Below are 21,813 nucleotides of genomic sequence, written 5' to 3' on the forward strand. Positions count from 1 at the left end.
GCATGAAGCAAGATGATTTCGCGCATCTGCTACCCGCAGCAAGAGATCAGGTCCTACTCGGAAAAGAGGATCGCATAAAGAGTCTGCTACGTGACCGGTGGATCGACTATCCCCGAGCGACTGAAGCTTTGCAGCTACTGCAGCGGCTCTATGACACGCCGAGACGTGAGCGCATGCCGTGTCTTCTGCTGCACGGCGACTCGAACATCGGGAAAACCAAGATAACGGCCAAGTTCAGGCGGGCGCACCCCAGCGAGTTCGACGAGAGAACCGGGGTAGAGCGGTGTCCGGTCGTGAGCGTACAGATGCCTCCCACCCCCGATCAGCACCGCTTCTACGCCGCTTTGCTCTTTGAGCTCGGTGCGCCACATAACCCCGCGGCGGGGCTTGCCACACTCGAGCGGCTCGCTCGCGACATATTGCGGCGGATGTCGCCGCAGATGCTAATCGTAGACGAGGTTCATCACCTGCTCGCCGGAACGTATCGTGAGCAACGCGCCTCTTTGAACCTTCTAAAATATCTAGCCAACGACCTGCAGATTAGCATGGTCCTTGTCGGTACGCGCGATGCCGTTCTAGGGCTTCAGACCGATTCACAGATGATCAGCCGCTACAGGCCATTCGAGATCCCAAGGTGGAGGGAAAGTGAAAGTCTTCGCAGGCTCATGGCTGCGTTCGAGAAAGTCTTGCCGCTACGAAAACCATCGAATCTGTCGCGGCGTGAGATTGTCCAGCTCGTTCTCGAGATAAGCGGAGGGCTAACTGGCGCCATATCTACGATCCTCAACGAAGCAGCAGAGTTGGCGATTAGGAACGGTGACGAGTGCATCGATATCGCTCACCTAGAACGAGTTGCCCGTGCGTATGTCTGACACCCACCGGCCGTGGCCCATCGCACCTCGCCCCTTCCTGGAAGAGGCGTTTGGTAGCTGGTTGGGTCGAATCGCGGCGCGGTATCAGACGAGCGTAGACTTGATCTGGGAATCGGGCACAGGCGTAGCGATGCCTAGCCTGACCAAGGCCGGCTGGATCCTCTTTCCCCCAGCTCCATCCCCAATCCTGAGCCGTCTATCTCGCGTAGCGCGGCTCAACGACGGCATTCTGAGCATGATCCAGACGCCGCAGGAGTGGGTCTTCGACCAGAAGTACTTGGTGTATTGCTTCAGATGTCTTGTTCTGAACGACGCCGATGTCACTGCATCACGATGGAAGAGGGAGTGGCTCGATCCGTCAGCCGACTACTGCCGGGTGCACCACAGCCTGCTCGAGACTGTTCCGCAATCGATTTTTGCCAGAGCTCCGAATTTCGACGCCGCGCTGCGGGCGATATCACGTTATCGATGCCCACCGCTTAGGCTGAGCAAAACACTACGCTAGCAGTATTAGTGAACATTGCTAGCACTCCTTTGGGCACGGCTAGCATTGATTGTGAACTCCTACATTTTGAGCGATGAGCCCAGCGTTGTAACTGCGCCGAGCTCTTGACACGATATTTGACCTTAGCTGCAAGTCGTTTCCGACCCCTGCCGCTCCAGAAAAAATCTGAGTTCGACGGTAGTCGTAGCGGGGATACTGCGCCCACAGAGCGCGCATCTCCGCAAGTACAGGTTCATCTCGCACTGCGAGCTTCGATTCGTAATGCAATGCAGATCGCACCACTACTTCGCGAATGGTCTTACGGCTCCGGTTTCGCGAATCTCGACCGGCAGAACAACATAGAAATCCACTGGACACGTGGGCCTCATTGGCTGGTGTCGCCCCCAGTCTTGACGTCAAACTGGCGAGCTAACGCCAGGAAGCCGGCAATATAGGCGATGTCTTCCTCCCCGCGACGCACGCCGAGGTGGATGCATTTATGGATCCCGCTGTCACCGAGCCGCACCGTGCGGATAGGCATTGACGCCCCTTCTTCGATAACGAGCCAGTCGGGCAGCACTGCTACCCCACGTCGCGCGGCCACGAGTTGCAGCATCAGCTCGATCTGCTCAGCCGTGCGATGAAATTTGGGTCTGCAATGGGCCGGCACCAAGAAGCGCGTATAGATATCAAGTCGCTCCTTGCTGACCGGCACCGTAATCAGTTCCTCGGTGAGCAGATCATGAGGCAGCGCGAATTCGCGCGCGGCAAGTGGATGCTGCTCGTGTACCACCAGCATCAGTTCATAGTCGATAACCGGTTCGAACACGATGTCGGGTAGCGCGATCGGGTCGGGCGTGACAAGCAAATCGATTTCATAGCCAAGCAGTGCAGCCACCCCGTCGAAGCGGAACGCGGTGCGCACATCGAAATCGACGTCGGGCCAGCTCGAGAGATAGTGTGATGTCAGGCGCGTTAGCCATCTCTGGCACGGATGGCATTCCATCCCGACGCGCAGTGCGCCGCGTCGCCCTTCGGCAAACTCGACGAGTGTGCGCTCGGCATGCTCGATCTGCGGCAGCACGCGCTCGGCCAGCGCAAGCAGGTATTCGCCCGCTTGCGTGAAACGTAGGCCTCGCCCGTTCTTGGTCCACAACTTCACACCGTGTCGTTCCTCAAGCTTGCGCACCATATGCGACAGCGCTGACTGAGTGACGTTGAGGCGCTCGGCTGCCGCCGTCAGGCTGCCGAGTCGCTGGACTTCCATCAGGATCGAAAGATACTGGAGATCGAGCATCGTTGAACTCCCCATATTGCATGCAACCGACCGTCGTGGAGACAGCTACGGGTGCCGTGATACTTGCCGGCCGAAGGCACTGCGAGGCCGGGTGACCGTCAGGATCAAGCTTTCGACGTTCCCCGGCGCGAGGTCCACAGGAATGCCGACAGCCCTAGAACCGGCCCGGGCAGCAGCAGCCAGATCGCGTCTAGCCCAATCCTCTCGAGCAGCGCTGTCGTGGCGGCGATCGAGACGACCGTGATGGCGAAGCCGATTGAGTTCTGAATCGCCAGCGCACCACCGACCCATGCAGGCGGGCAGGCGCGTGCCGCCAGCGCCGAGAACTGCGGCGAATCTGCGACCACCGACGCACCCCAGACGACGAGCAGCACGACCATTGCCACCGGTGGTAGGACGCGCCATGCCAGTGCAAAGGTCAGCCCGCAGACTCCAGAGATTGCCAGCGCACCGAGTGCGACCCTGGCACTACCCAGCGTGCGCGAAAGCATTCCGCCGACGAGTGAACCGATTGCTCCCGCGCCGATTACGCAGAAGGCCATGCCGGACACTCCGATACGCGGGAAGCGCGTCGCCAGTGCGGTATGTGCGATCAGTAGAGGCACGGCGGTCCAGAGCGTGTAGAGCTCCCACATATGCCCGAAGTAGCCGAGTGTTGCGGCGCGAAACGCGCGGATTCTGAACGCGCCGAGTACGGCGGCTGGGCCGCCAGATCGCCCGACCGGCGCATTCGTTTGCGCGCGGGCGCCGTCCCCGAGGACGTGGATTACTCCGGCGCCGACCGCTGCGAGCACCGATGAAGCCGTAATGATCCACTGCCACGGTAGCCCGGGGCCTATTACCCGCAGTGCGTGCGGCAGCGCCGTACCCAGCGTCAGCATGGCGACAAGCTGGGCCAGCGCGGAACCGGTTCGATCCGGCGCCCAGCCGACGATCAGTTTCATGCCCATCGGGTAAATGCCGGCCAGACAGACGCCAACGCCAAACCGGAAAAGCGCTCCCGTAGCAAGACCGGTGGACAGCCAGGCAAAGCCGAGGTTGAAGGCGCCTCCAAGCAGGGCACTGAACACGAAAATTCGACTCGCGCGAAACTGATCCGCGGCACCGCTCAGCGAGATCGCGAGTGTGCCGAAGATAAAGCCCAGTTGTACAGCGCTGGTCAGCCAACCAATGTCTGCAGCGCTCGCTTGCCAGAGGCGCATCAGGTCCGGCGCCGTGCTGTTCGCGCTGAACCATAGCGCCGTACCGAAGAGCTGGGCGATTGCGATCGCGGTGACCGGCCCGACCCTGCCGACTAGCCAGCGCTGCAAACCGGTGCGCGGTTCCACGATGCTTGAACACATATGACTTCCTTGGTGGTTGCGCGAACATTCGCGCCCGCGCGTGCCGTTATCGCGCTGATTCGAACGGAAACGGCTGCGAGAGCCGCGCGGGATGGCGGCCATCGACGACCGGGAGGAACGGATGGCGCAGATCGCGTCGCCGTAGATGGTTCTGACGGCTCGGTCAGGCTGTGACGAGTTGGTTGAGCCAGCGCATGTCGCGCGGCGACGGGCGACGATGCAGGCGCTGATCGAGCAGCGCGCGTGCCTTGCCGGCTTCGCCGCTGCGCATCCAGGCGACGAGCAGCGTGTCCTGGACGATCTCGCGTTGCGCGCCGCTGCCGCCGATGCGCACGACCTCGTGCGCTACGGGCTCAAGGATGGCCGCACACTTCGCGTATTTCTCCTCGGCGAATGCGCGTGCCGCGCGACAGATCGCCGGCACCACGGCACCGGCCCGCAGCGTGCCGGCCTCGACGAGCACGTCGAGTGCGCTCGCGCGCTCCTCGAGCGCCGCCGTTGCGCCCGTGGCCGCCGCGATCAAGGCCATATGGACATCGGCGAACGGGAAGCCTGCCTGCCGAAAGTAATCCGACGCATATCGTGCCGCATCGTCCCACTTGCCGGCGGGAACGGCGTGGCCGTAAGCCTGCATGCGCCAGAGAAACGAAGCGGTATCGCTGACCACGTTGATCGGCACGCCCAGCGACGCCGCCGGTGCAACATGCGCGTCATAGATCGCCAGCGCACGCTCGGTATCGCCGCGTTCAAGTGCGATCAGGGCCGCATGCCACGCAATGTGACCATGCAGGATGCCGCTGCGGTCGTACTCGGGCAGCCAGCCGGCAATCATCGCATCGGCCTCGTCGTTCGCGCCGGCCTCGTACAGCACGTGTGCCACCGCGTGCGCGGCATTGACATTGTGACGGCGCAGTTCGAGTGCACGTTGCGTCAGCGTGCGGCCAAGCCGGACGTCGCCGTTTTCGCCATGCGCCCAGCCGCGATACGTCAGGAACCACCAGTCGTCGTCCTCGAAATGACGCGCATGGCGCTCGCAAAGTGCAACGCGCGCCTGGTCGTGACCAGCCATGCCAGAAAATGCGAACAGGCCGAACGCGCCGAGCGGCAGCGAAAGCACGACCACGTCGCGCGGCCAGCGATCGACATGCTCGAGCGCAGCCGCCAGGGCCTTTGCGGCCTGCCCATGGATCGCGAGCGACAGCACCTCGACATGGCTGCGCTCGCGCGGTGTGCCGTTACGGCCAACGAGCGCGACCGCGTTCGTGATCATCGCCCGCGCGTCGCCGATCTCGGCCCGGATCGCATGCAGGCGCGCACGGGCAGCCTGTGCGAGCGCGAATTCCGGATCGGCAGCAATCGCCTCGTCGAGTGCTTCGGCGGCACCCGGCCACAAGGACAGGAGCAAGTCGACGCCGGTGCGATAGCGGTTGGCTGCGTATTCGGAGGGTGTCGAAAGGGGCAGGCTGTAGCGGTCGAAACAGGCCATGAAGCGGGAAACTCCAGTATGAATCGTGGGCGTTCGGGACAGCGGCATTTCAGTTGCGCAAGTTGCCGCGAGTCAGGCGTGATCGTCATTAGACCAAGATTCACAATGTCTGTATTTCGACTGATGGCCAGAATGTATAGAATATCTGCCAACTGGAGAATCATCATGGTCTGGGAGACGATCGAAGCACCCGCGAACGCGGCGCCACCGGCACCGCTCAGGGTGCGTGCGCAGTTCATTCCTGCCCGCCACTCCTTTCCCGAGCATCATCATCGCTGGCATCAGGTGGTATACGCCATCTCTGGTGCATTGACGGTGATAGCCGAAGGCGGTTCCTACGTGATTTCGCCGGATCAGGCCGTTTGGCTGGCTACCGGCGCGAGGCATCGCGTGGGCTCGCTCCTGGGCGCGGAATTTCGAAGCCTGTGGATTTCGGATGACGCGGGGGCGGCATTGCCGAACGCGAGCCCGAGCGTTCTTACCGTGTCGCCCTTGCTGAAAGCGCTGATCGTCGAGGCGAGCGAGATCGACGGACACCCTGACGAGGATGGCTATGCGGGTCGAATCACGTATTTGATTCTGGATCAACTGCGACGCGCACCAACACTCCCGTCGGCGCTGCCTTGGCCGCGCGATGCGGCGTTGATGTCGCTCTGCGAGCGACTCTACGCAGATCCTGCGGATCCGTGCGGCCCGGACGAGTGGGGTGCGATGTTAGGAATGTCGGCGCGCACGCTGGCACGCCGGTTCGTCGCCGAAACCGGCATGAGCCTGCGTTCGTGGCGCCGTCGCATGCGCCTTTTCAGGGGGATTGAACTACTCGCGGGCGGACATGGCGTGACGCGTGCTGCGATGGAACTTGGCTACGGTTCGACATCGGCTTTCGTCTATGCATTTCGGCTGGAGATGGGTAGCAGCCCGCAGGCCTACATGCGTGGCCGCGGGACTGAATTCGGCGAACGGGCGCCATTGCATACACGTTGAAGCCAGCCGAGCCGGGGCGGATACCGGCTGATGTTTCGCATGCCCGTATCCGCCCACTGATGCTTACACCGGAAGATTCTTTGTATCGCACGACTCGCACGCGGCATTGGCGTTTGCGGATTCGTTTCGAACGTAGAAGCGATACGCTACGTACACGACCGCGACCCAGACTGCCGACACCACCAGCGACATCCGCATGTCCGGCAAGATCGCAATACAGGCCAGCACCGCCGCGACAAAGCAGAGTGCGATATAGTTGCTGTACGGATAAAACGGCATCTTATAAGTGAGTTTGTCAGCTTCGCCGTTCTCGATCCGAATCTTGCGAAAGCGCAGGTGGCTGATGACGATCGATCCCCACGCACAGACGAGCGCGAACACGGTTACCGACGAGAACAGCTCGAAGGCCTGATCCGGCATCAAGTAGTTCAGCAGTACACCCGCAAACATCGTTACGAAGACCATCAGGATCGCGCGGTACGGAACCTTGCGACTGTTGACGGTGCCGAGGAAAGCCGGTGCGTTTTTCTGCAGCGAAAGGTTGTAGAAAGTGCGGCTGTTGGTGAATACGCTTGCGTTCACGGCTGAGAGCACCGCCATGATCACGACGAGGTTCATGATGCCGGCTGCGGCGGGAATGCCGATCTTCGTGAATACCTCGACAAAGGGGCTGCCCTTGGTCGTCAACGAGGTCCACGGGAACACCATCAGAAGAACCGCAATCGCGCCGACATAGAAAATCAACAGGCGCCAGAACGTCGCGTTGATCGCTTTCGGCATGGTCGTGCGGACGTCTTTCGCTTCGCCGGCAGCCAGCCCGAGATTCTCGACGCCACCGAACGAGAAGGCCACCATCACGATCGCGAGAAAGGTGCCGCCCACGCCTTTGGCGAAGAATCCGCCATTGGCAACGAGATTGTGATATCCGATCGGTACGCCGTGGTTGCCGATGCCGAACACGATCATTCCGGTACCGAAGACGATCAGCGCGACAATCGCCGCCACCTTGACGAGCGCAAACCAAAACTCGGCCTCGCCGTAAAACTTCACGCCGATGATATTGACGCAAAACATGATCGAGACGGCCGTGCCTGCCGTCACCCAGATCGGGATGCCGGGGAACCAGAAGTGCACGTAGTTGCCGAGCGCGTTCAGATCCGCTGCACTGGTGGCCAACAGGAAGATGAAGGCATTCCAGCCGTTCAGAAAGCCCACGAAGCGGTGGATATAGCGGTTCGAATATGAGATGTAGGAGCCGGAGACCGGCTCCTCGACCGCCATCTCGCCCAGCGCGCGCATCACGAAGTAGATCGCGATGGCGGCGAGCACATAGACGAGCAGGATGGCCGGTCCGGCCGTGCGGATCGCCCATGATGAACCGTAGAAAAGGCCGGTTCCAATTGCGCCGCCGATGGCGATCATCTGGATGTGCCGGTTTGACAGGTCGCGCTTCAGGTCTTCCTGTTCGTAAGCCGTGATTTCAGAGTTCTGTGTCATGTCTTCTCCGAGAGTGTCTTCATCTGTCTGTGCAGGTGCATGGAAATTTAATTTTTGTATGTATTACTTAATAATTGATGCTGTCTTTTCGAGGGACATGCGCATCCGGAACCGGGGCATCGAATGCGAAGCGAGGGCTAGTCCCGCTTCGCTCGGACTTGCATCAATAAAATCAGAGCGCGGCTAGTGCCAGACTCAAGCGCTCGATGGCCTCGTCGATCAGGATACGTGGGCACCCGAGGTTCGCGCGCATATAGCCATGTCCTTCGACACCGAACTTCTGCCCCTTGTCCAGCCAGAGACGTGCCTCGGTCAATATGAAACGGTTGAGTACGTCGGGGTCCATGCCGAGCCCGCGGCAGTCCATCCAGGCCAGATAGAGGGAATCGGCCGGCAAGACCTCGATGCGCGAGGTGATGCCGTGGATCGCTTCGCGAAAATGCGCTTGATTGCCACGAAGGTATGTCAGTAGCGCTTCGAGCCACGACTCGCCGTGGGTATAGGCGGCCTCGGCCGCGACCATGCCGAGCGTATTGACCGACTGATACATGTTCCGATCGAACTGCCGCCGCAATGCTTCACGTACACGGCGATCCGGTACGAAAATGTTTGCACTCTGCAGCCCCGGAAGGTTGAAGGTCTTGCTTGGCGCAGTGCACGTAATGCTATTGCGCGCGAACGACTCTCCAAGCGATGCGAACGGCACGTGCTTTTTGGCCGGATTGAGGATCAGATCCTGATGGATCTCGTCGGAGATGACTATCACGCCGCGCCGCGCGCAAATTTCGCCCATCGCCCTCAGTTCGCCCTCGGTCCAGACATTGCCGGTCGGGTTGTGCGGGTTGCTCAGAATAAAGAGTCGTGTGTTGTCGCGTATCGCCGCCTCGAATGCGCGCTCGTCGAAACGATAGGCGGTGCCGGCGCGCTCGAGCGGTGCGAATACGAGGTGTCGCCCGTTGAGCAGAACGTCGTCGTGGAAATGTGCGTAGACGGGCGGCTGAATCAGGACGGTATCGCCGGGCAACGAGAAGGCTTGAATTGCCGTCTTCAGCGCCGTGATGATGCCGCTCGCCTGTATCACCCACGAGCGATCCACTTCCCAACCGAAGCGACGCGCCTGCCAGTCGATCACGGCATCGACGTAGCGTGCGGTCGCGCCGCACGAATAGCCGAAGACGCCGTATTCGACTGCGTCGTGCAGCGCATCGATGACCGGGCGCGGCGCGCGAAAATCCATGTCTGCGACCCACATCGGCAACGGATCAGCCGCATGCTCATCGGGCGACAGCAGCGTTGCGCCGAACGCCCATTTCAGCGAGTTCGATGATTTGCGGTCGATGACTTCGTCGAAGATCGAACCGGGCGTTTCGGACGCGCCCCCGCCGGCAGACAATTCAGAATGAGACTTCACGTTCCCTTCCATTCGCGATATAACGGCACACCGACGGCGTGACCACGTATGGCGAATAGAGTAGCAGCGCGAAATTTTGAGCAACAATGGTATGTTCTCATGGAGCAGTGAGCCCTGTTCATGGATGCCTGCTCGCGGCGGATTTCAGATCGCCAGCGCCACGAGAAAGCGGGAGACCATGTTGTAGGCGGCCACCGTGGCGACGGCTTCTACCGTCTGCCTCTCGCCGAAATACGACTTCAGTTCGGCGATCACGTCGGCATCGACGTTCACGTGCCGGGTCGACTGATCCGTCAGGCGAATCAATGCACATTCCGCTGCACCGAATAGCGTGCTGTCAACTCTGACCCCCTTCAGCGCTTCGCTTTGCGCGTGCGTACCGCCGGCCGCCAGATAGGCCGGGTAATGAGCGTTCCATTCGAAATCGGCACCGTTCAGCGCGGCCACGCGCAGCATGATCAGTTCGCGGTGCACGAGCGGCAAACTGAAGTCGGCACGCACCCGGCGCAGCAGTTCGTTCCATCCCGTCGCCAGCGGCTCGCTTTTGAGCAGCACGCGGTCGATGCCGATCAATTCCCCTCCCGGACGACGCGCACGCATCGCGGCAAGCAATATTTCGGGGGCTGGTTCCCCGTCCTGCCAAGGGACGACTCTGACATCCGACATCTTTATCTCCAGAAGAAAATTTCGTTGATTCGCTATTGACGGCCGGTCGGACTATCGCGACATGGATAGGTTGGCCGATACGACGCGTGGCATCGTGCGAATGGGCTGTTGTGAGACGCGGCTGGCGCGTCAGGCTGATGTACAGCGGAGGCGGCACCCGACCGTCACGCGGCACAGGCGCCTGGCCCTGACCGGTGTCAGGGTTTCATGACGTCACCGTCGTATAGCATCTCGTAGTGTTTCTGTCCGCCTGCTTTGAACGAGTGGAAGCCGTTCTGCAGGAATGCAGATACGAAATTGGCGCCCACCAGCGCGATGAAGAGCACCATCGCAAGCGAGCGAACTGCCGAGCGCGGGCGCTGCAACGTGTTCGCGGACGAGGTTGCGTTGGTCTGCGCGTGCAAGCACAGCATCAGTACGCAATACATGACCGCAGCCGTGAAGATCACGTAAGTCCACGTGTACATGTGCAGACCCAGAATCGCTGAACCCGTCGGAACCGTATAGGACGGCGCCTTTGCGAACATGAACAGAAGGCTGATCAGGCTACCAATCAGTGCGCCGACGGCGCTGAGAAGATAGTTCCAGGCCTGGGCGCCGAAACGCAGATTCAGCAGCAGGCCGCTGCCGAAGATCATGAAGCCTACCCGGATCAGGTTGCAGAATGCGCAAGGAAGTTCGCCGAGCGCAAACTGGAAGTAAAAGGCGGCGAGAAGCGTGATGGCGATGCCGAGTAGCGCTGCGCTGTCGAGTTCTTCGAGACGATGTGTATCAAGCTTCATTACCATGACCCCAACGTCATCAGATCCTTTATGTGATGGCTGCCGTGATGGGCGGTCCACACGACGACAAGTAATGCGCTCGTCGACCACAGGAGCCTGGCGGCGGCCAGATTGCGAAGCGATACGAGTGCTGCGGCGCACGCGAACAGCACCGGAATAAAACCGATGAACATTCGAGACTTCTCCTCTTCCAGGAAGACAAACGGAATTTTCGAAGAGGCAATTTATCGCCGCGCCGGCTCCTTGTATGTCGATAGGTCGTCAACCTGTATCGATGAATCGACAAGAACAAACAACTTTGGTGCAATCCGTGAAACGTCGACGTTTCCTGCCGTGTAAATGCGAAGGGCGGAGCCGCCGATCGGCAGCAGGATTGATGCATCCAGCCACGACTGCACGAGACTTCTGACGGCATCACACTTACGACCGTCGATCAGTCAGAGGCGTCCGACTCGGTGCACGGGAATCCTGATGAGCAACCCGACGGTACGCACGACGAGATACCCGATCAGAAGATTGGTGCCGATGAACACGGGTAGCGCGAGTACCCGGGCCGACGCGACACCTGCCTGAGCCAGTTTCAGGCAGCTAACCGATGCAGCGTCGACGCCGAACGTATAGGCCCAGTACGCAGGGACGAATGGTTGTGCGCGCAGCCAGGTGGCGAGCCGCAGCCCGAGCAGCAGCTGAAAGAGACCGTAGCCCCACAGCATGAGAATCCAGTGATCGGTGCTTCTGGGGGACAACGCCAGCCAGGCCATCGCGCATACAGCGGGAGGTGCCAGGTGAATGCCGATCAACGGGCGCTGCGATGCCGGCACTGCCGTCGGGTGCCACAGTCGCTGGACGACCAGCGACTCGAGCGCCACCCACGAGAATACGCCCGCGCCGAGAAACAGCCATCCCCAATCCGGACGACCCAACGTACCAAGTGCCGCCGCGCTGGTGAAGTTTCCTGCGACGGTCGGTAGATACACGGTGGGCAACGTGTCCTCCGAATTCCGCCCACCTTGCCAGAGCGTGCCCGTGTGCCACAGACTGAATCCAATGTGCCATGCGATGCTGACGATGCATAATGTCCACGCCAGCATCGTCGAATACGGCTGGACCGCCATCGCGACAAGTGAAGAGGCTGCCGACATCAATGCCGGTGTGCCACCCTGCACGGGGTGCAGAAATTCCGCTTTCACCTGCTCGAATTGACGAATGGCCTGGCGTACGTAACCGACGATTAGCACGACCCATGTCAGTGCAGCGATAGCCAGCAGCGTTTCGCCCACGAGTGGGGGTAGCGCCCATAGCCGCGCGGCCGCACGCCACGCCTGCCCAAGGCCGGCGAGACCTAGCACCATCCCGAAGTGCGACGCCGGGATCTTCACCGCTCGTGTGCTTGCCATGCCTGTTCCCGTTGGGGACCATCGCTTGCTTCAGCAGAGGACTCTTCGGCTATCGTGAGCACCATCCGGAATTTGACGTCGCCCGACTTCATTCTCCGGTAGGCCTCATTGGCCTGCTCCAGTGGCATGACTTCGATCACGGGGCGAATTCCGGTAAGCACGCTGAAGTCCAGCGCTTTCTCGCACTCGTAGGGCGAGCCCGTAATCGAACCTTGTACTGTCCGCTCGCCAACAACCAGTTGGCCTGATGTGATGGACAGCGGATCTTTGGTGACACCGAGCACGACCAGGCGGCCGGTCGGGGCAAGGCCCTCCAGCAGACCTGACGCCGTATCGCTATTTCCGATTGTGCTCACGATCGCGATTGCTCCGCCCATGCTTTGCAGACGGGTGGCGGCATGTTCCAGGCTGGTATCGATGTAGACGTGTGCGCCTAACGCCAGTGCGTCTGCGGCGATCTCTCCACGGCGGCCAATGGCGACGACCTTGAAGCCCATGTTGCGGGCATACTGCAACGCCATGTGCCCCAAACCCCCGACACCGAGAATGGCGACGACGTCGCCGGCCGTGGCGCCGCACTTCTTGAGTGCGTTGAACGTCGCAATTCCCGCGCAAAGCAGCGGGGCAGCCTCGACTGTGCCAAGTTCGTCCGGTATCGACACGAGCGCCGTGCCGCGTGCGAGCATCATCTCGGCATAGCCGCCGTCACAGGTCGCACCAACAACCGGTTGATTGAGGCAAAGCTGAAAGTGTCCCTGGCGACATTGAACGCACTCGTTGCAATAGCCGCCAAGGCGGCCGACACCGACGCGCTGTCCGACTTTCCAGCGCGACGGCACATTTGCACCGAGCGCCGCGATCCGTCCGATGATCTCGTGGCCGGGAACACACGGTGGTTGCAAGGTCGGATCAGCGCGTTCAATGTCGGCAGCGTCCGCGCCGCATATCCCGCAAGCCTCGACCGAAATCAGCACTTCTCCAGCCGACGGCGTGGGCGTCTTGCGGTGCACCAGTTCAAGAACGCCGGGGCGCGTGACCTGCATGGCTCTGTAATGGGTTTTCATGATCGTCTATCCTGAATCGTGAATGGGACTCGGCGTGGAAAAGCAACGCCGTCCCGTTAGCCGAGCTTCGGCAATGCGTACACCCCCGCGCTTGCCGCTTCGATGGCGCCAGCGACATAGCCCGGAAACTGTTGTGACCATTCGCTCGCAATGCCGGTCAGACGCGTGTGCCAGACACCAGATGAGGCGGTTGCGGCAGGGGTAGCCGTGTGGTGACCGTTGTCGTCGAGATCGGTAGCGGTGGCCGTGAAAGGGTCCAGTGCCCAATCTTTGACGACGTCGAAAACGGGCGTCGCAGCGTCCGCGCCGAACAGGCGCACCAACTGTGCGCGACAATGCGCGCGCAGTACGTCATCAGCCACGATTTTGCGAACGCGTGCCGGAATACCGAAGAAGCCGAACAATGCCGCACTGGCACCGGGCATGGTCGCGTCGTGGATCTCACCCAGCGGCCCCCGTGCGCTTCGCGCCTCTCCGGACAATCCGTGCTCGCGCCAGAACGGGGTGTCATAGATGGCGATGTACTTGGCATGCGGCGCCATCCAGGTACTTGTCCCACGCCATTGCCTGGCCAGTGCCGTTGGTAGTGGCGGAATAAACTCGATGCGTTCCTCGGCTAGCCGTGGAGGCATCGCCAACAATACGTGTTCGACGCACCAGGTTGTCATGCCGTCAGCGGCACTTGTGCTGTCGATTTCTGCGTGAGTTTCGTTGCCGCGTATGCGCAGTACGGATTGACCGGTGACGATGCGGGTTGTGTCGAGGTGGCGGTGCAGCGCGTCGATCAACGCGCTCATTCCGCCGACCACGCGCATTGACGTCGGCGTGTTCGCGTACCCCCGCATGCGGATGGGAGCGGCATTCGGCGAGCGTTCCACCATCATGTCGCCTGCTTCGTATTGCTCGAAACGCTGCAGGCCGAAATCGTGAATCAGGCGGTCCAGCCCAGGCTGGAGCTGCGGCCAGAACCACGTTGGGCCGAGATCGAAACGATCCATGCCGTTAGACGCAGTCGCTGTTCCCCGAGCCAGGTGTTGCGAAGCGGTTGCGATGCGACCGCCGAGTACCTCGCGCGCCTCGAGCAGCACGTAATCCCTTAGGCCTTGCTGCTCTAGCAGAAAGGCCGCGTAGAGGCCGCTGAGGCCTGCTCCGACGATGGCGACGCGCGCCGTTTGCATGCCTATGCCTCCGCCGTCATGCCGGCCGGAAAGCCGGTCTTGAGATAGATGGTGGCCCCGCTAGCTCCGGCGACGATTTCCGGATATTCACCCTTTGGTAAACGCATCCAGCTGCCATTTGTGTGAGACTGAACTCCGTCTTCGATCTCCCCGGCCAGAACGAGCACTTCGGCGCAGTCTGTCGGTGCCGAAAACAGTGCTTCATGCGGTACCAGCCGCTGCAGACTGACCTGTTCGGTATCGTTTGTGAACAACGGGCAAATTTCGCGGCCGTCGCGACGTCGCCAAGTAGCTGGGTCGTTGGTGTCTATACGCACCCGCCGGTGCTCGATCGGGCGCATCTGCCGAAGCTTGACGAAGATAATCGCGCCGTCGCTGCTCGAAGGCTGGTGACTGGAGCCGGGCGGATTTCGTAGATACCAGCCTGCCGGGTAATGCGCACCGTCTTCCGAGAAGGTGCCGGATAGCACGAGGATCTCTTCACCCTCAGGATGCAGGTGGGCCGGGAAGCACGACGCGGGCGCGTACCGTACGATGCTGGTGGCGCGGGCTTGCTCTCCGCCCAGCCGATCCAGCATCACGCGCTCTATACCCGCTTGCGGCGAGGCGACCCATCGATACTGGTGAGGCGCGACGACGACACGGCGAGAGAAATCGGCGTTGACGAGCATGGATGCTGTTCCTGAGCGTGATGAACACTTGGCCAGCCGATCGGTGATCGGCTGGCCAAGGTGCGTATTACTGATTGGACAGTTGCGCGTGTGCTTCAATGACGCGTGCCGAGTAGGTCAGCGCGGCCCCCGCGTTCAGCGCGATCGCGACGCCCAGCGCTTCGGAAATTTCCTCTAGCATGGCGCCATGCTCGACCGCCTTTTTGGTGTGGACGGAAATGCAGCCGTCGCAGCGGGTGGTCACGGCCACGGCCAGCGCAATCAGTTCGTGGATTTTGGGATCCAGATGACCCGTCGTCGCGGCAGCATTGTCAATCGTAGTCAGGCCGCGCACCACGTCAGGGCTCTGTTTCGCGTAGTCGCCGACGCGCTCCATCAGGGTGGCGCGGTAGGCGTTCCAATCGTTCACCATGTCAAATTCTCCAAACTGATCCGAGGGCCGGGTGGGGGCCCAGCGGTGTGGCTATGCGACCTGGTAGATGCGCACGTCAGGCGCGGCATCCAGCAGCGGCTCAAGACCGGCAACGACATCGGCGGTGAACAGCGCGCTTTGCAGATAGGACTTGGCGTGCTCCACGCTATCGAAGCCATGCAGTACTTGCACGTCTTCATCGCGCAGGAGCAGTTCTTTCGATTTCGCTCCGACGACAGAGTCAAGGAAAGGAGCCTTGAACTTCCGGTAGATCTCAGCCGCTGCGGCGCGGTTGACGTCGGCAATCTTCAGCGTGATCTGCAAATAGACCATTTCGTTTCTCCTCAGTAAACGAGCATGCGTATTGAATTCTCGGCGTCGATCCGCACGGTTCGATAGTCCGGATCGAACGGGGCAGGTGAGCACGTCGTGCTTCTGCCCACCGTCCATCAGTTGCGGCCGGCCATCACGCCACCATCCACGTCCCAGATTGCGCCCGTAACCCAGCTCGCCTTGTCCGACAGCAGGAACGCGACGACTTGGGAAACGTCTTGCGGCGTGCCGACCCGGCCGATCGGGTGGAAGCTGTTGAAGCCCTGGACCGCGTCGTGCACGTCGGCTTTCGGGATGAAGCCTTCGTAGATCGGTGTCTGGACGACCGCCGGCGACACCGCGTTGACGCGAATGTGCTTCGGGGCCAGCTCCATCGCCAGGTGCTGCGTCAGCGAGTGCAAGCCGGCCTTCGCCATCGAATACGCTGACGAAGGCGTCGCGGCGATCGCCTGCTTCGCCCACATCGAGCCGACATTGACGATCGCGCCCGGGCGGCCGTCGGCGACCAGGTTAGCGGCGACTTTCTGCGTAATGAAGAAGAACGCCTTGTTCAGCTTCATATACTGGTCGTAGTCCGCGTCCCCATGCTCGAGGAACGGCTTGGGGAAGAACACACCCGCGGCGTTGACCAGCAGATCGATATCCGTGTGTTGCTCGTCGAGTGTCTGAAGCAGTGCGGCGAGGCCATCGTCGCTGGACAGGTTCGCCGTCAGCACCTCGACCGAGCCGAGCGCTGCCAGCTCCTTGCGTGCCGCGTCGGCCTTGTCAGCCCGGTGCCCGACGATGACCGCGCTGCCGCCTTCGGCGAGAACCAGGCGGGCCGTCTCCAGCCCCATTCCGCTGGTGCCGCCGACGACCAGCAGCTTCTTGCCGCGGAATTGATTGCTCATGGTGAAATCCATTGAGAAGAAAAGCTATTGATAGAGGCAGCTCAGAATGAACCCTGACGCGGGTCCGCACGTCGCCACATCGAGAAAAGAACCGATACACAATGGATTCTTCGCCGATTCACTTTCGTCAGCAAACGAGATAAAGTGTTCCTCATTGAAAGAAAATCTTTGTCGTCATGAAGTCGCCCGTCCACCTGAATGCATTACGCGCCTTCGAGGCAAGCGCTCGTCATCAGAGCTTTTCGGCCGCTGCGGCCGAACTGCATGTGACGCCGGCGGCCGTTGGCCAACTCGTCCGCGGGCTGGAGGAATGGCTGGGTACGCCGCTATTCCGCCGCGGCTCCAGTGGGCGCCTTCGACTCGTGCCGACCGAGGCGGCTGAACGAGCGCTACCGGATATCCGCGCCGGCTTCGACAGGCTGACAGTTGGTCTGGAGCGGTTGAAGGAGGGATCCGCGAGCGGGGTACTCACCGTGGCGATCAGCCCGGCTTTTGCTGCCAAGTGGCTGTTGCCGCGGATCGAGCGCTTTCAGAGCGCGTGGCCAGAAACGGATGTGAGACTGGACACCAACCTCAAGCCGGTGGATTTCGTGACACAGCAGATCGATATCGGTGTGCGCTACGGAACGGGAAGTTGGCCGGGGCTTGTTGCGGAAAAGCTCATGGACGAAGATGTCTATCCCGTGTGCTCGCCCGAACTGCTACGCGGACGTTCGCTGCAAAAGCCGGCTGATCTGGCCCGGGAGACCTTGATTCACGACCTGTCGATGGATAGCCGCACGGGCTTTCCCGCTTGGGATACGTGGCTTCAGAAAGCCGGTGTGATGGATGTCGCGACCGGGCGCGGGATGCAGATCAACAATTCTGCCGCGGTCCTTCAGGCCGCAATTGACGGGCACGGCGTTGCGCTTGCACGTAGTGTCATGGCGCGCGACGATCTCGCAGCCGGACGTCTAGTGCGACTCTTCCCGGAAATATCGTACGCTTCGCCGCTGGCTTACTACGTTGTGTTTCGCGAAGAGTGCTCTAGTCTCGCGAAACTCGTGGCTTTTCGAGATTGGCTGCTCAAGGAAGCGGCGTCGTAGCGAATGGCCTCGCACGGCCCTTAGCCAAGAGTACGATGGCCAAGCGTAGTACGTTGCCGTTGACGCGGGCGAATGGCATCAGGATTTCATCGTGCAAATTAGCGCGCCTTGCACGGATAGATTACTGCGAGCGCGGAGCGGCTACGTGGGTATCTCCGCCTCGTTGGAGTAGCCGGAGACGAACGGTTTCAGCATGCTCGTTTCAGGATCGAAGACGTGCCGCGAAATCCTCCCGATGTTTCCGCCGTAGACATGGATGCTGATTGAGATGCGATCCTCATACATGTTGGAGACGCGGTGAATATCGCCGGTCTTTGGTGAAATGCTTTCGACAATGCCGGGTTCCAGATACTCAACTCCGACGGACCGCATGGGTCGGCTGGGCAGCCCCAGTTCAAATGACTCTGCGCGCTCCCCACCTCGCAGCATGCCGATCAGTGCCCAGACCGTGTGGTTGTGAATCGGAGTCTTCTGCCCCGGCCCCCAAACGAAACTGACGACCGAGAATCGATTGGCCGGATCAGCATGCAGAAGGTACTGCTGATAGTACTGAGGATGGGGGCGAGCGTATTCATCCGGAAGCCAGTCATCGTGACGGACGATGTCAGCAAGGAGTTCGCGACCTTTGCTGAGCAATTGCGGCTCGTCGTTCGAGAGATTGTCAACGAGCTTTGTGAATTCGTGGACGAAGCGATCGAAGCGAGGCGATGAAACGGGCATCGGGTGTCTCCGGACATTGGCTATTGGCGTGGCTATCCCAACTTCTCTCTGCAAGGCCTATTTAGCTTCACGATGGGGCCATGACTGATTCTTCTCCAACCCGTCATCATCAGCAATTGAATCTGACTTCAACTTCCGCGTCGCCTGTGGCTGTTCCCTGCCGATTTGCGAAATAGTTACCGAGACGTTGGTTTGATGCTTGCTTGATGTCGCCGAGTTTCTTGCCAAAATGCGCGTGCGACTGGTGAAAGGCGGTTCTCGTTGAGGCATACCAGTCCGATACGCCGCGAAGTACTTGGCGAAATAGGGCGGAAGACCGTACCGTTGTACTGGTTGGGAAGGGCGAGCTTCGCGAGAACCGAAATTCCTTTCCCGCCTGCGATCAGCTCCAGTATCGACATCAACTGGAGAAGTTCGTACGCCACTCGCGGATGCAGGTTGTTTCTCGCGAACAACTTGGTGACCAGTGTCTGCGATCCGGCGCGAGTCAGGATGAAAGGGTCCATCGTCAATTCGTTGAGCGGTACGACATCCAGTTTTGCGAGCCGATGGTCGGCGGGAAGCACGGCGACGAGTTCATCAACGGCAAGAGTTTGCGAATCGAAATCCGACTTTGGAAGCGTGACTGCGGCGAGTTCCAGCCGCCGCTCGATCAAATCTCGCGACGTTTGTTCATCCGGCTTCTCCGTCACCATGACGTCAACGCCGGGATAGCGTGCCTTGAAACGATCGAGCAGCGGTGGAAGAACCCTCGTCGTGGCGCTCGCTCCGAATGAACCCAGACGCAGCAAGCCGGTTTTCAGTTCCGCCCCCGCCAGCGCCGTCGCCTGAACCAATTGAAGCGATGCGAAAACATCTCGCACGTGAGGGAGAACATGTTCTCCCGTATAGGTCAGTGCGACGCCGGATGCATTCCGGTCGATCAATTCCGTACCCAGCGCTGTCTCCAGCGCGCGCAACGCGTGACTGGTAGCTGACGGCGACATGCCGAGCTTCGCTCCGGCACCGGCTATTCCGTCGGAGGAAGTCAGGGCAACCAGAAGCTCGAGTTGCCGGAGGGTCGGGGACGTTGTGCCAGGTCGACGCGCCATTGAATTTTCCTTCAAGTCATTCTCGACTACATGAATCCTATTTGCCAATCATCTCGCTTGCAAGTTGATCCCGAAAGGTACGTCGATTGGGGCCACATGGGACGGGCGCGGCAGTCGGTCAGCCTGGTCTTAGACTTGATATTAAATTCAATTGTTCATGAATTTGATGAAATGTACGATAACTGCAGGCTCCGAAACAGCCAACCATTGCCACGCAATGGCGTTTTGGTAGTTGCCGGAGCCTCAAATTCCAAGGAAAAGGAGGCAGACAGATGTCTACTTGCGCGATCCAAGACTTGTACACCCCGGAGTTTGCTCACTGTTATGGCTGCGGACCTGAAAACCAGCACGGCCATCACCTGAAGAGCCACCTAGTTGGTGACCAGACAGTCGCGAGGTTTACGCCCGAAGCTCAATACAGCGGAGGCGTTCCGGATCACGTGTACGGCGGGATGATCGCGTCGCTACTCGACTGTCACGGCGCCGCGTCGGCTGCGGCATTCGCTTACCAGAGCGAGGGGCGTGAGATCGGCGAGGGGCCGCAGTCGATTCGCTTCGTGACGGCGTCGCTGAAGGTCGACTTCAAGCGACCCACTCCGCTCGGCGTCGAACTCGTCGTAACCGGCACGCTTCGGTCTCTGGAGGGGCGCAAGGCATGGATCGACCTGACATTGACAGCGAGTGGCGACACATGCGCTGTCGGCGAAATGCTGGCAATTCGGCTGCCGGAGCGAAGCGCCAATTAACCGAGTTGGTTGCTGGTTCACGGAACCTTACAAAATAGATAATAAGAAATGCTGAATGTGGTGATGTGAGTCGCGATGCGTTGCCACGCTCGTACACAAAGGAGACAACATTGAGCGCTTTAGCTGATTTGGTATCGCCCGTTGAATCCGCTGGCAAGATTCCATTCACTCGATATGACATGGGATGGGTCATCCTTTGCATCGGTATGGCGATTGGCGCTGGCATCGTCTTTCTGCCGGTCCAGGTAGGGATCACCGGCGTGTGGGTGTTTGCCGCATCGGTGGCACTCGCTTATCCGGCGTTGTACATGATGCAGAAACTGTACCTGCAGACCCTGTCTGAAAGCACTGAGTGCGAAAACTATGCGGGAATCATCTCGCAGTACTTTGGCAAGAACTGGGGAATCGTGCTCGCCATCGTGTACTTCCTTATGCTGCTCAAGGGCATGCTCACGTACTCGCTGGCAGTCACCTTCGACACGGCCAAGTACCTGCAAAGCTTCGGTGTAACGACTAGATTGCTTTCCGACAGCCCGCTATTCTCGCTATCACTTCTGTGCGGGCTGGTGCTTATCGCGGCGCAGGGCGAGAAGCTGATATTCAAGGTGTCCGGCCCGCTGGTGATCTTTAAGCTCGGCGTGGTTGTCCTTCTTGGTGTGGTAATGATCCCACATTGGGATATTCGTGCGAACTTGCCGCCATTACCCGAACTCAAGCGCTTCGTTGTGGACACCATCTTGACCGTTCCCTTCACGTTGTTTTCTATTCTGTTCGTGCAGATCCTCAGTCCAATGAATGTGGCGTTCCGCAGGGTAGAGAAAGACCCGTGTGTTGCGACGTACCGAGCTGTTCGGGCCAACCGTATTGCATACGCGGTACTGGTCATTGCGGTCCTCTTCTTTGCAACCTCGTTTTCACTTTCCATCTCCCATGAACAGGCGTTGTCGGCCAAGGCGCAGAACATTTCGGCCCTGGCGTTGGCGGGTAGCGTTATGCCGGGGAACGCTGTGCTGTATATGACGACGGCTCTTAACGTGTTCGCCATTTTGACTGCATTTCTAGGGATCTACTTGGGGTTCGAGGAATCGATCAAAGGTATGGTGTTGAATATTCTCGCGCGCTTCGTTCCACAAGAGCGTATCGACTCCCGCGTCGTATCCGTTTGCGTGTGCGTATTCATCGTGCTCGGTTTGTGGGTCTGGGTGCAGACACGCTTCTCGATTCTGCTCTTGCAACAGCTTGCCTCTCCGATCTATGGCATCGCGTCGTTCATCATTCCGTGCGTGCTCGTGTGCAAGGTACCCGCCCTTAAGAAGTATCGATCTTACCGCTTGTTGCTCGTGTTTCTGTTTGGCGTCGTTGTGAGCCTGTCGCCCGTACTCAAGGCGCTGGGGTACTGATGCG

General features: G+C 60.1%; 23 protein-coding genes and 1 pseudogene. 6 read left to right on the forward strand and 18 right to left on the reverse strand.

Annotated features, from left to right (window positions below; all coding sequences use genetic code 11):
• Positions 1–2 precede the first annotated feature (2 nt).
• A complete protein-coding gene (locus U4012_RS31750; RefSeq protein ID WP_034184986.1) occupies positions 3–872 on the forward strand; it encodes a TniB family NTP-binding protein in 870 nt (289 codons plus the stop codon).
• Complete coding sequence (locus U4012_RS31755) at positions 865–1,377, forward strand: TniQ family protein (protein ID WP_081060359.1); 513 nt, start codon at positions 865–867, stop codon at positions 1,375–1,377. Before U4012_RS31750 ends, U4012_RS31755 begins: the two co-directional genes overlap by 8 nt.
• A 143-nt stretch (positions 1,378–1,520) precedes the next feature.
• On the opposite strand, the pseudogene U4012_RS31760 reads toward U4012_RS31755, so the two are convergent.
• The 4 genes and pseudogenes from U4012_RS31760 to U4012_RS31775 all read right to left on the reverse strand — a co-directional run.
• A pseudogene (locus U4012_RS31760) lies at positions 1,521–1,659 on the reverse strand (IS3 family transposase); the annotation flags it as partial.
• An 82-nt stretch (positions 1,660–1,741) separates the two neighbouring features.
• The gene (locus U4012_RS31765) at positions 1,742–2,653 is read right to left on the reverse strand and encodes a LysR family transcriptional regulator (protein ID WP_321803442.1); all 912 of its coding nucleotides are present in this window, start codon (positions 2,651–2,653) and stop codon (positions 1,742–1,744) included.
• A gap of 104 nt (positions 2,654–2,757) precedes the next feature.
• Positions 2,758–3,996 (reverse strand): MFS transporter, encoded by a 1,239-nt coding sequence (locus U4012_RS31770; protein WP_321803444.1) that lies wholly within the window; start codon positions 3,994–3,996, stop codon positions 2,758–2,760.
• A 163-nt stretch (positions 3,997–4,159) separates the two neighbouring features.
• The gene (locus U4012_RS31775) at positions 4,160–5,482 is read right to left on the reverse strand and encodes a tetratricopeptide repeat protein (protein ID WP_321803446.1); all 1,323 of its coding nucleotides are present in this window, start codon (positions 5,480–5,482) and stop codon (positions 4,160–4,162) included.
• Positions 5,483–5,647: 165 nt separating this feature from the next.
• Between U4012_RS31775 and U4012_RS31780 the strand changes: the two genes are divergently transcribed.
• Positions 5,648–6,466, forward strand: coding sequence for a helix-turn-helix transcriptional regulator (locus U4012_RS31780; RefSeq protein ID WP_321803448.1), 819 nt, complete (start codon positions 5,648–5,650; stop codon positions 6,464–6,466).
• Between the two features lie 63 nt (positions 6,467–6,529).
• Here U4012_RS31780 and U4012_RS31785 read toward each other — a convergent pair whose 3' ends face one another.
• From U4012_RS31785 to U4012_RS31840, 12 genes are all read right to left on the reverse strand, one after another.
• Positions 6,530–7,963, reverse strand: a complete 1,434-nt coding sequence (locus U4012_RS31785) for an amino acid permease (protein WP_321803450.1) — start codon at positions 7,961–7,963, stop codon at positions 6,530–6,532.
• Positions 7,964–8,135: 172 nt separating this feature from the next.
• Entirely contained in the window at positions 8,136–9,374 is a 1,239-nt protein-coding gene (locus tag U4012_RS31790; RefSeq protein WP_415750420.1) for a MalY/PatB family protein, read from the reverse strand.
• A gap of 144 nt (positions 9,375–9,518) precedes the next feature.
• Entirely contained in the window at positions 9,519–10,040 is a 522-nt protein-coding gene (locus U4012_RS31795) for a carboxymuconolactone decarboxylase family protein (protein ID WP_321803455.1), read from the reverse strand.
• A gap of 197 nt (positions 10,041–10,237) precedes the next feature.
• The gene (locus tag U4012_RS31800) at positions 10,238–10,828 is read right to left on the reverse strand and encodes a disulfide bond formation protein B (protein WP_321803458.1); all 591 of its coding nucleotides are present in this window, start codon (positions 10,826–10,828) and stop codon (positions 10,238–10,240) included.
• Positions 10,822–10,995, reverse strand: a complete 174-nt coding sequence (locus U4012_RS31805; RefSeq protein WP_321803460.1) for a hypothetical protein — start codon at positions 10,993–10,995, stop codon at positions 10,822–10,824. Before U4012_RS31805 ends, U4012_RS31800 begins: the two co-directional genes overlap by 7 nt.
• 264 nt (positions 10,996–11,259) lie before the next feature.
• A complete protein-coding gene (tehA, locus tag U4012_RS31810; RefSeq protein WP_321803462.1) occupies positions 11,260–12,219 on the reverse strand; it encodes a dicarboxylate transporter/tellurite-resistance protein TehA in 960 nt (319 codons plus the stop codon).
• Entirely contained in the window at positions 12,198–13,283 is a 1,086-nt protein-coding gene (locus tag U4012_RS31815; RefSeq protein WP_321803464.1) for an alcohol dehydrogenase, read from the reverse strand. Before U4012_RS31815 ends, tehA begins: the two co-directional genes overlap by 22 nt.
• Positions 13,284–13,339: 56 nt before the next feature.
• A complete protein-coding gene (locus U4012_RS31820) occupies positions 13,340–14,461 on the reverse strand; it encodes a flavin monoamine oxidase family protein (protein ID WP_321803466.1) in 1,122 nt (373 codons plus the stop codon).
• Positions 14,462–14,463: 2 nt separating this feature from the next.
• The gene (locus U4012_RS31825) at positions 14,464–15,132 is read right to left on the reverse strand and encodes a cupin domain-containing protein (RefSeq protein WP_321803468.1); all 669 of its coding nucleotides are present in this window, start codon (positions 15,130–15,132) and stop codon (positions 14,464–14,466) included.
• A 67-nt stretch (positions 15,133–15,199) separates the two neighbouring features.
• Complete coding sequence (locus U4012_RS31830; protein WP_321803470.1) at positions 15,200–15,544, reverse strand: carboxymuconolactone decarboxylase family protein; 345 nt, start codon at positions 15,542–15,544, stop codon at positions 15,200–15,202.
• 51 nt (positions 15,545–15,595) lie between these two features.
• Positions 15,596–15,877: a hypothetical protein gene (locus tag U4012_RS31835; protein ID WP_321803472.1), complete on the reverse strand. Its 282-nt coding sequence runs from the start codon at positions 15,875–15,877 to the stop codon at positions 15,596–15,598.
• A gap of 116 nt (positions 15,878–15,993) precedes the next feature.
• Positions 15,994–16,767, reverse strand: coding sequence for an SDR family oxidoreductase (locus tag U4012_RS31840; RefSeq protein WP_321803474.1), 774 nt, complete (start codon positions 16,765–16,767; stop codon positions 15,994–15,996).
• A gap of 176 nt (positions 16,768–16,943) precedes the next feature.
• On the opposite strand from U4012_RS31840, the gene gcvA reads away from it, so the two are divergent.
• A complete protein-coding gene (gcvA, locus tag U4012_RS31845) occupies positions 16,944–17,852 on the forward strand; it encodes a transcriptional regulator GcvA (protein WP_321803476.1) in 909 nt (302 codons plus the stop codon).
• A 141-nt stretch (positions 17,853–17,993) separates the two neighbouring features.
• Here gcvA and U4012_RS31850 read toward each other — a convergent pair whose 3' ends face one another.
• Both U4012_RS31850 and U4012_RS31855 read right to left on the reverse strand, forming a co-directional pair.
• Positions 17,994–18,572, reverse strand: coding sequence for a cysteine dioxygenase (locus tag U4012_RS31850; RefSeq protein WP_321803478.1), 579 nt, complete (start codon positions 18,570–18,572; stop codon positions 17,994–17,996).
• Positions 18,573–18,748: 176 nt separating this feature from the next.
• On the reverse strand, positions 18,749–19,678 hold the full coding sequence (locus U4012_RS31855) for a LysR family transcriptional regulator (protein WP_321803480.1): 930 nt from the start codon (positions 19,676–19,678) through the stop codon (positions 18,749–18,751).
• A gap of 257 nt (positions 19,679–19,935) precedes the next feature.
• On the opposite strand from U4012_RS31855, the gene U4012_RS31860 reads away from it, so the two are divergent.
• Both U4012_RS31860 and U4012_RS31865 read left to right on the forward strand, forming a co-directional pair.
• Positions 19,936–20,409 (forward strand): PaaI family thioesterase, encoded by a 474-nt coding sequence (locus U4012_RS31860; protein WP_321803482.1) that lies wholly within the window; start codon positions 19,936–19,938, stop codon positions 20,407–20,409.
• 110 nt (positions 20,410–20,519) lie between these two features.
• Complete coding sequence (locus U4012_RS31865) at positions 20,520–21,809, forward strand: amino acid permease (RefSeq protein WP_321803485.1); 1,290 nt, start codon at positions 20,520–20,522, stop codon at positions 21,807–21,809.
• The last annotated feature ends 4 nt before the right edge of the window (positions 21,810–21,813 follow it).

The sequence above is a fragment of the Burkholderia sp. BCC1988 genome (genome assembly GCF_905339895.1).
GTDB lineage: Bacteria > Pseudomonadota > Gammaproteobacteria > Burkholderiales > Burkholderiaceae > Burkholderia.

Excerpts from the sequence above, each read along its gene's own strand:
- U4012_RS31750 (WP_034184986.1), top strand. The coding sequence starts at position 3 with ATGAAGCAAGATGATTTCGCGCATCTGCTACCCGCAGCAAGAGATCAG.
- U4012_RS31755 (WP_081060359.1), top strand. The coding sequence starts at position 865 with ATGTCTGACACCCACCGGCCGTGGCCCATCGCACCTCGCCCCTTCCTG.
- U4012_RS31765 (WP_321803442.1), bottom strand. The coding sequence starts at position 2,653 with ATGCTCGATCTCCAGTATCTTTCGATCCTGATGGAAGTCCAGCGACTC.
- U4012_RS31770 (WP_321803444.1), bottom strand. The coding sequence starts at position 3,996 with ATGTGTTCAAGCATCGTGGAACCGCGCACCGGTTTGCAGCGCTGGCTA.
- U4012_RS31775 (WP_321803446.1), bottom strand. The coding sequence starts at position 5,482 with ATGGCCTGTTTCGACCGCTACAGCCTGCCCCTTTCGACACCCTCCGAA.
- U4012_RS31780 (WP_321803448.1), top strand. The coding sequence starts at position 5,648 with ATGGTCTGGGAGACGATCGAAGCACCCGCGAACGCGGCGCCACCGGCA.
- U4012_RS31785 (WP_321803450.1), bottom strand. The coding sequence starts at position 7,963 with ATGACACAGAACTCTGAAATCACGGCTTACGAACAGGAAGACCTGAAG.
- U4012_RS31795 (WP_321803455.1), bottom strand. The coding sequence starts at position 10,040 with ATGTCGGATGTCAGAGTCGTCCCTTGGCAGGACGGGGAACCAGCCCCC.
- U4012_RS31800 (WP_321803458.1), bottom strand. The coding sequence starts at position 10,828 with ATGGTAATGAAGCTTGATACACATCGTCTCGAAGAACTCGACAGCGCA.
- U4012_RS31805 (WP_321803460.1), bottom strand. The coding sequence starts at position 10,995 with ATGTTCATCGGTTTTATTCCGGTGCTGTTCGCGTGCGCCGCAGCACTC.
- tehA (WP_321803462.1), bottom strand. The coding sequence starts at position 12,219 with ATGGCAAGCACACGAGCGGTGAAGATCCCGGCGTCGCACTTCGGGATG.
- U4012_RS31815 (WP_321803464.1), bottom strand. The coding sequence starts at position 13,283 with ATGAAAACCCATTACAGAGCCATGCAGGTCACGCGCCCCGGCGTTCTT.
- U4012_RS31820 (WP_321803466.1), bottom strand. The coding sequence starts at position 14,461 with ATGCAAACGGCGCGCGTCGCCATCGTCGGAGCAGGCCTCAGCGGCCTC.
- U4012_RS31825 (WP_321803468.1), bottom strand. The coding sequence starts at position 15,132 with ATGCTCGTCAACGCCGATTTCTCTCGCCGTGTCGTCGTCGCGCCTCAC.
- U4012_RS31830 (WP_321803470.1), bottom strand. The coding sequence starts at position 15,544 with ATGGTGAACGATTGGAACGCCTACCGCGCCACCCTGATGGAGCGCGTC.
- U4012_RS31835 (WP_321803472.1), bottom strand. The coding sequence starts at position 15,877 with ATGGTCTATTTGCAGATCACGCTGAAGATTGCCGACGTCAACCGCGCC.
- U4012_RS31840 (WP_321803474.1), bottom strand. The coding sequence starts at position 16,767 with ATGAGCAATCAATTCCGCGGCAAGAAGCTGCTGGTCGTCGGCGGCACC.
- gcvA (WP_321803476.1), top strand. The coding sequence starts at position 16,944 with ATGAAGTCGCCCGTCCACCTGAATGCATTACGCGCCTTCGAGGCAAGC.
- U4012_RS31850 (WP_321803478.1), bottom strand. The coding sequence starts at position 18,572 with ATGCCCGTTTCATCGCCTCGCTTCGATCGCTTCGTCCACGAATTCACA.
- U4012_RS31860 (WP_321803482.1), top strand. The coding sequence starts at position 19,936 with ATGTCTACTTGCGCGATCCAAGACTTGTACACCCCGGAGTTTGCTCAC.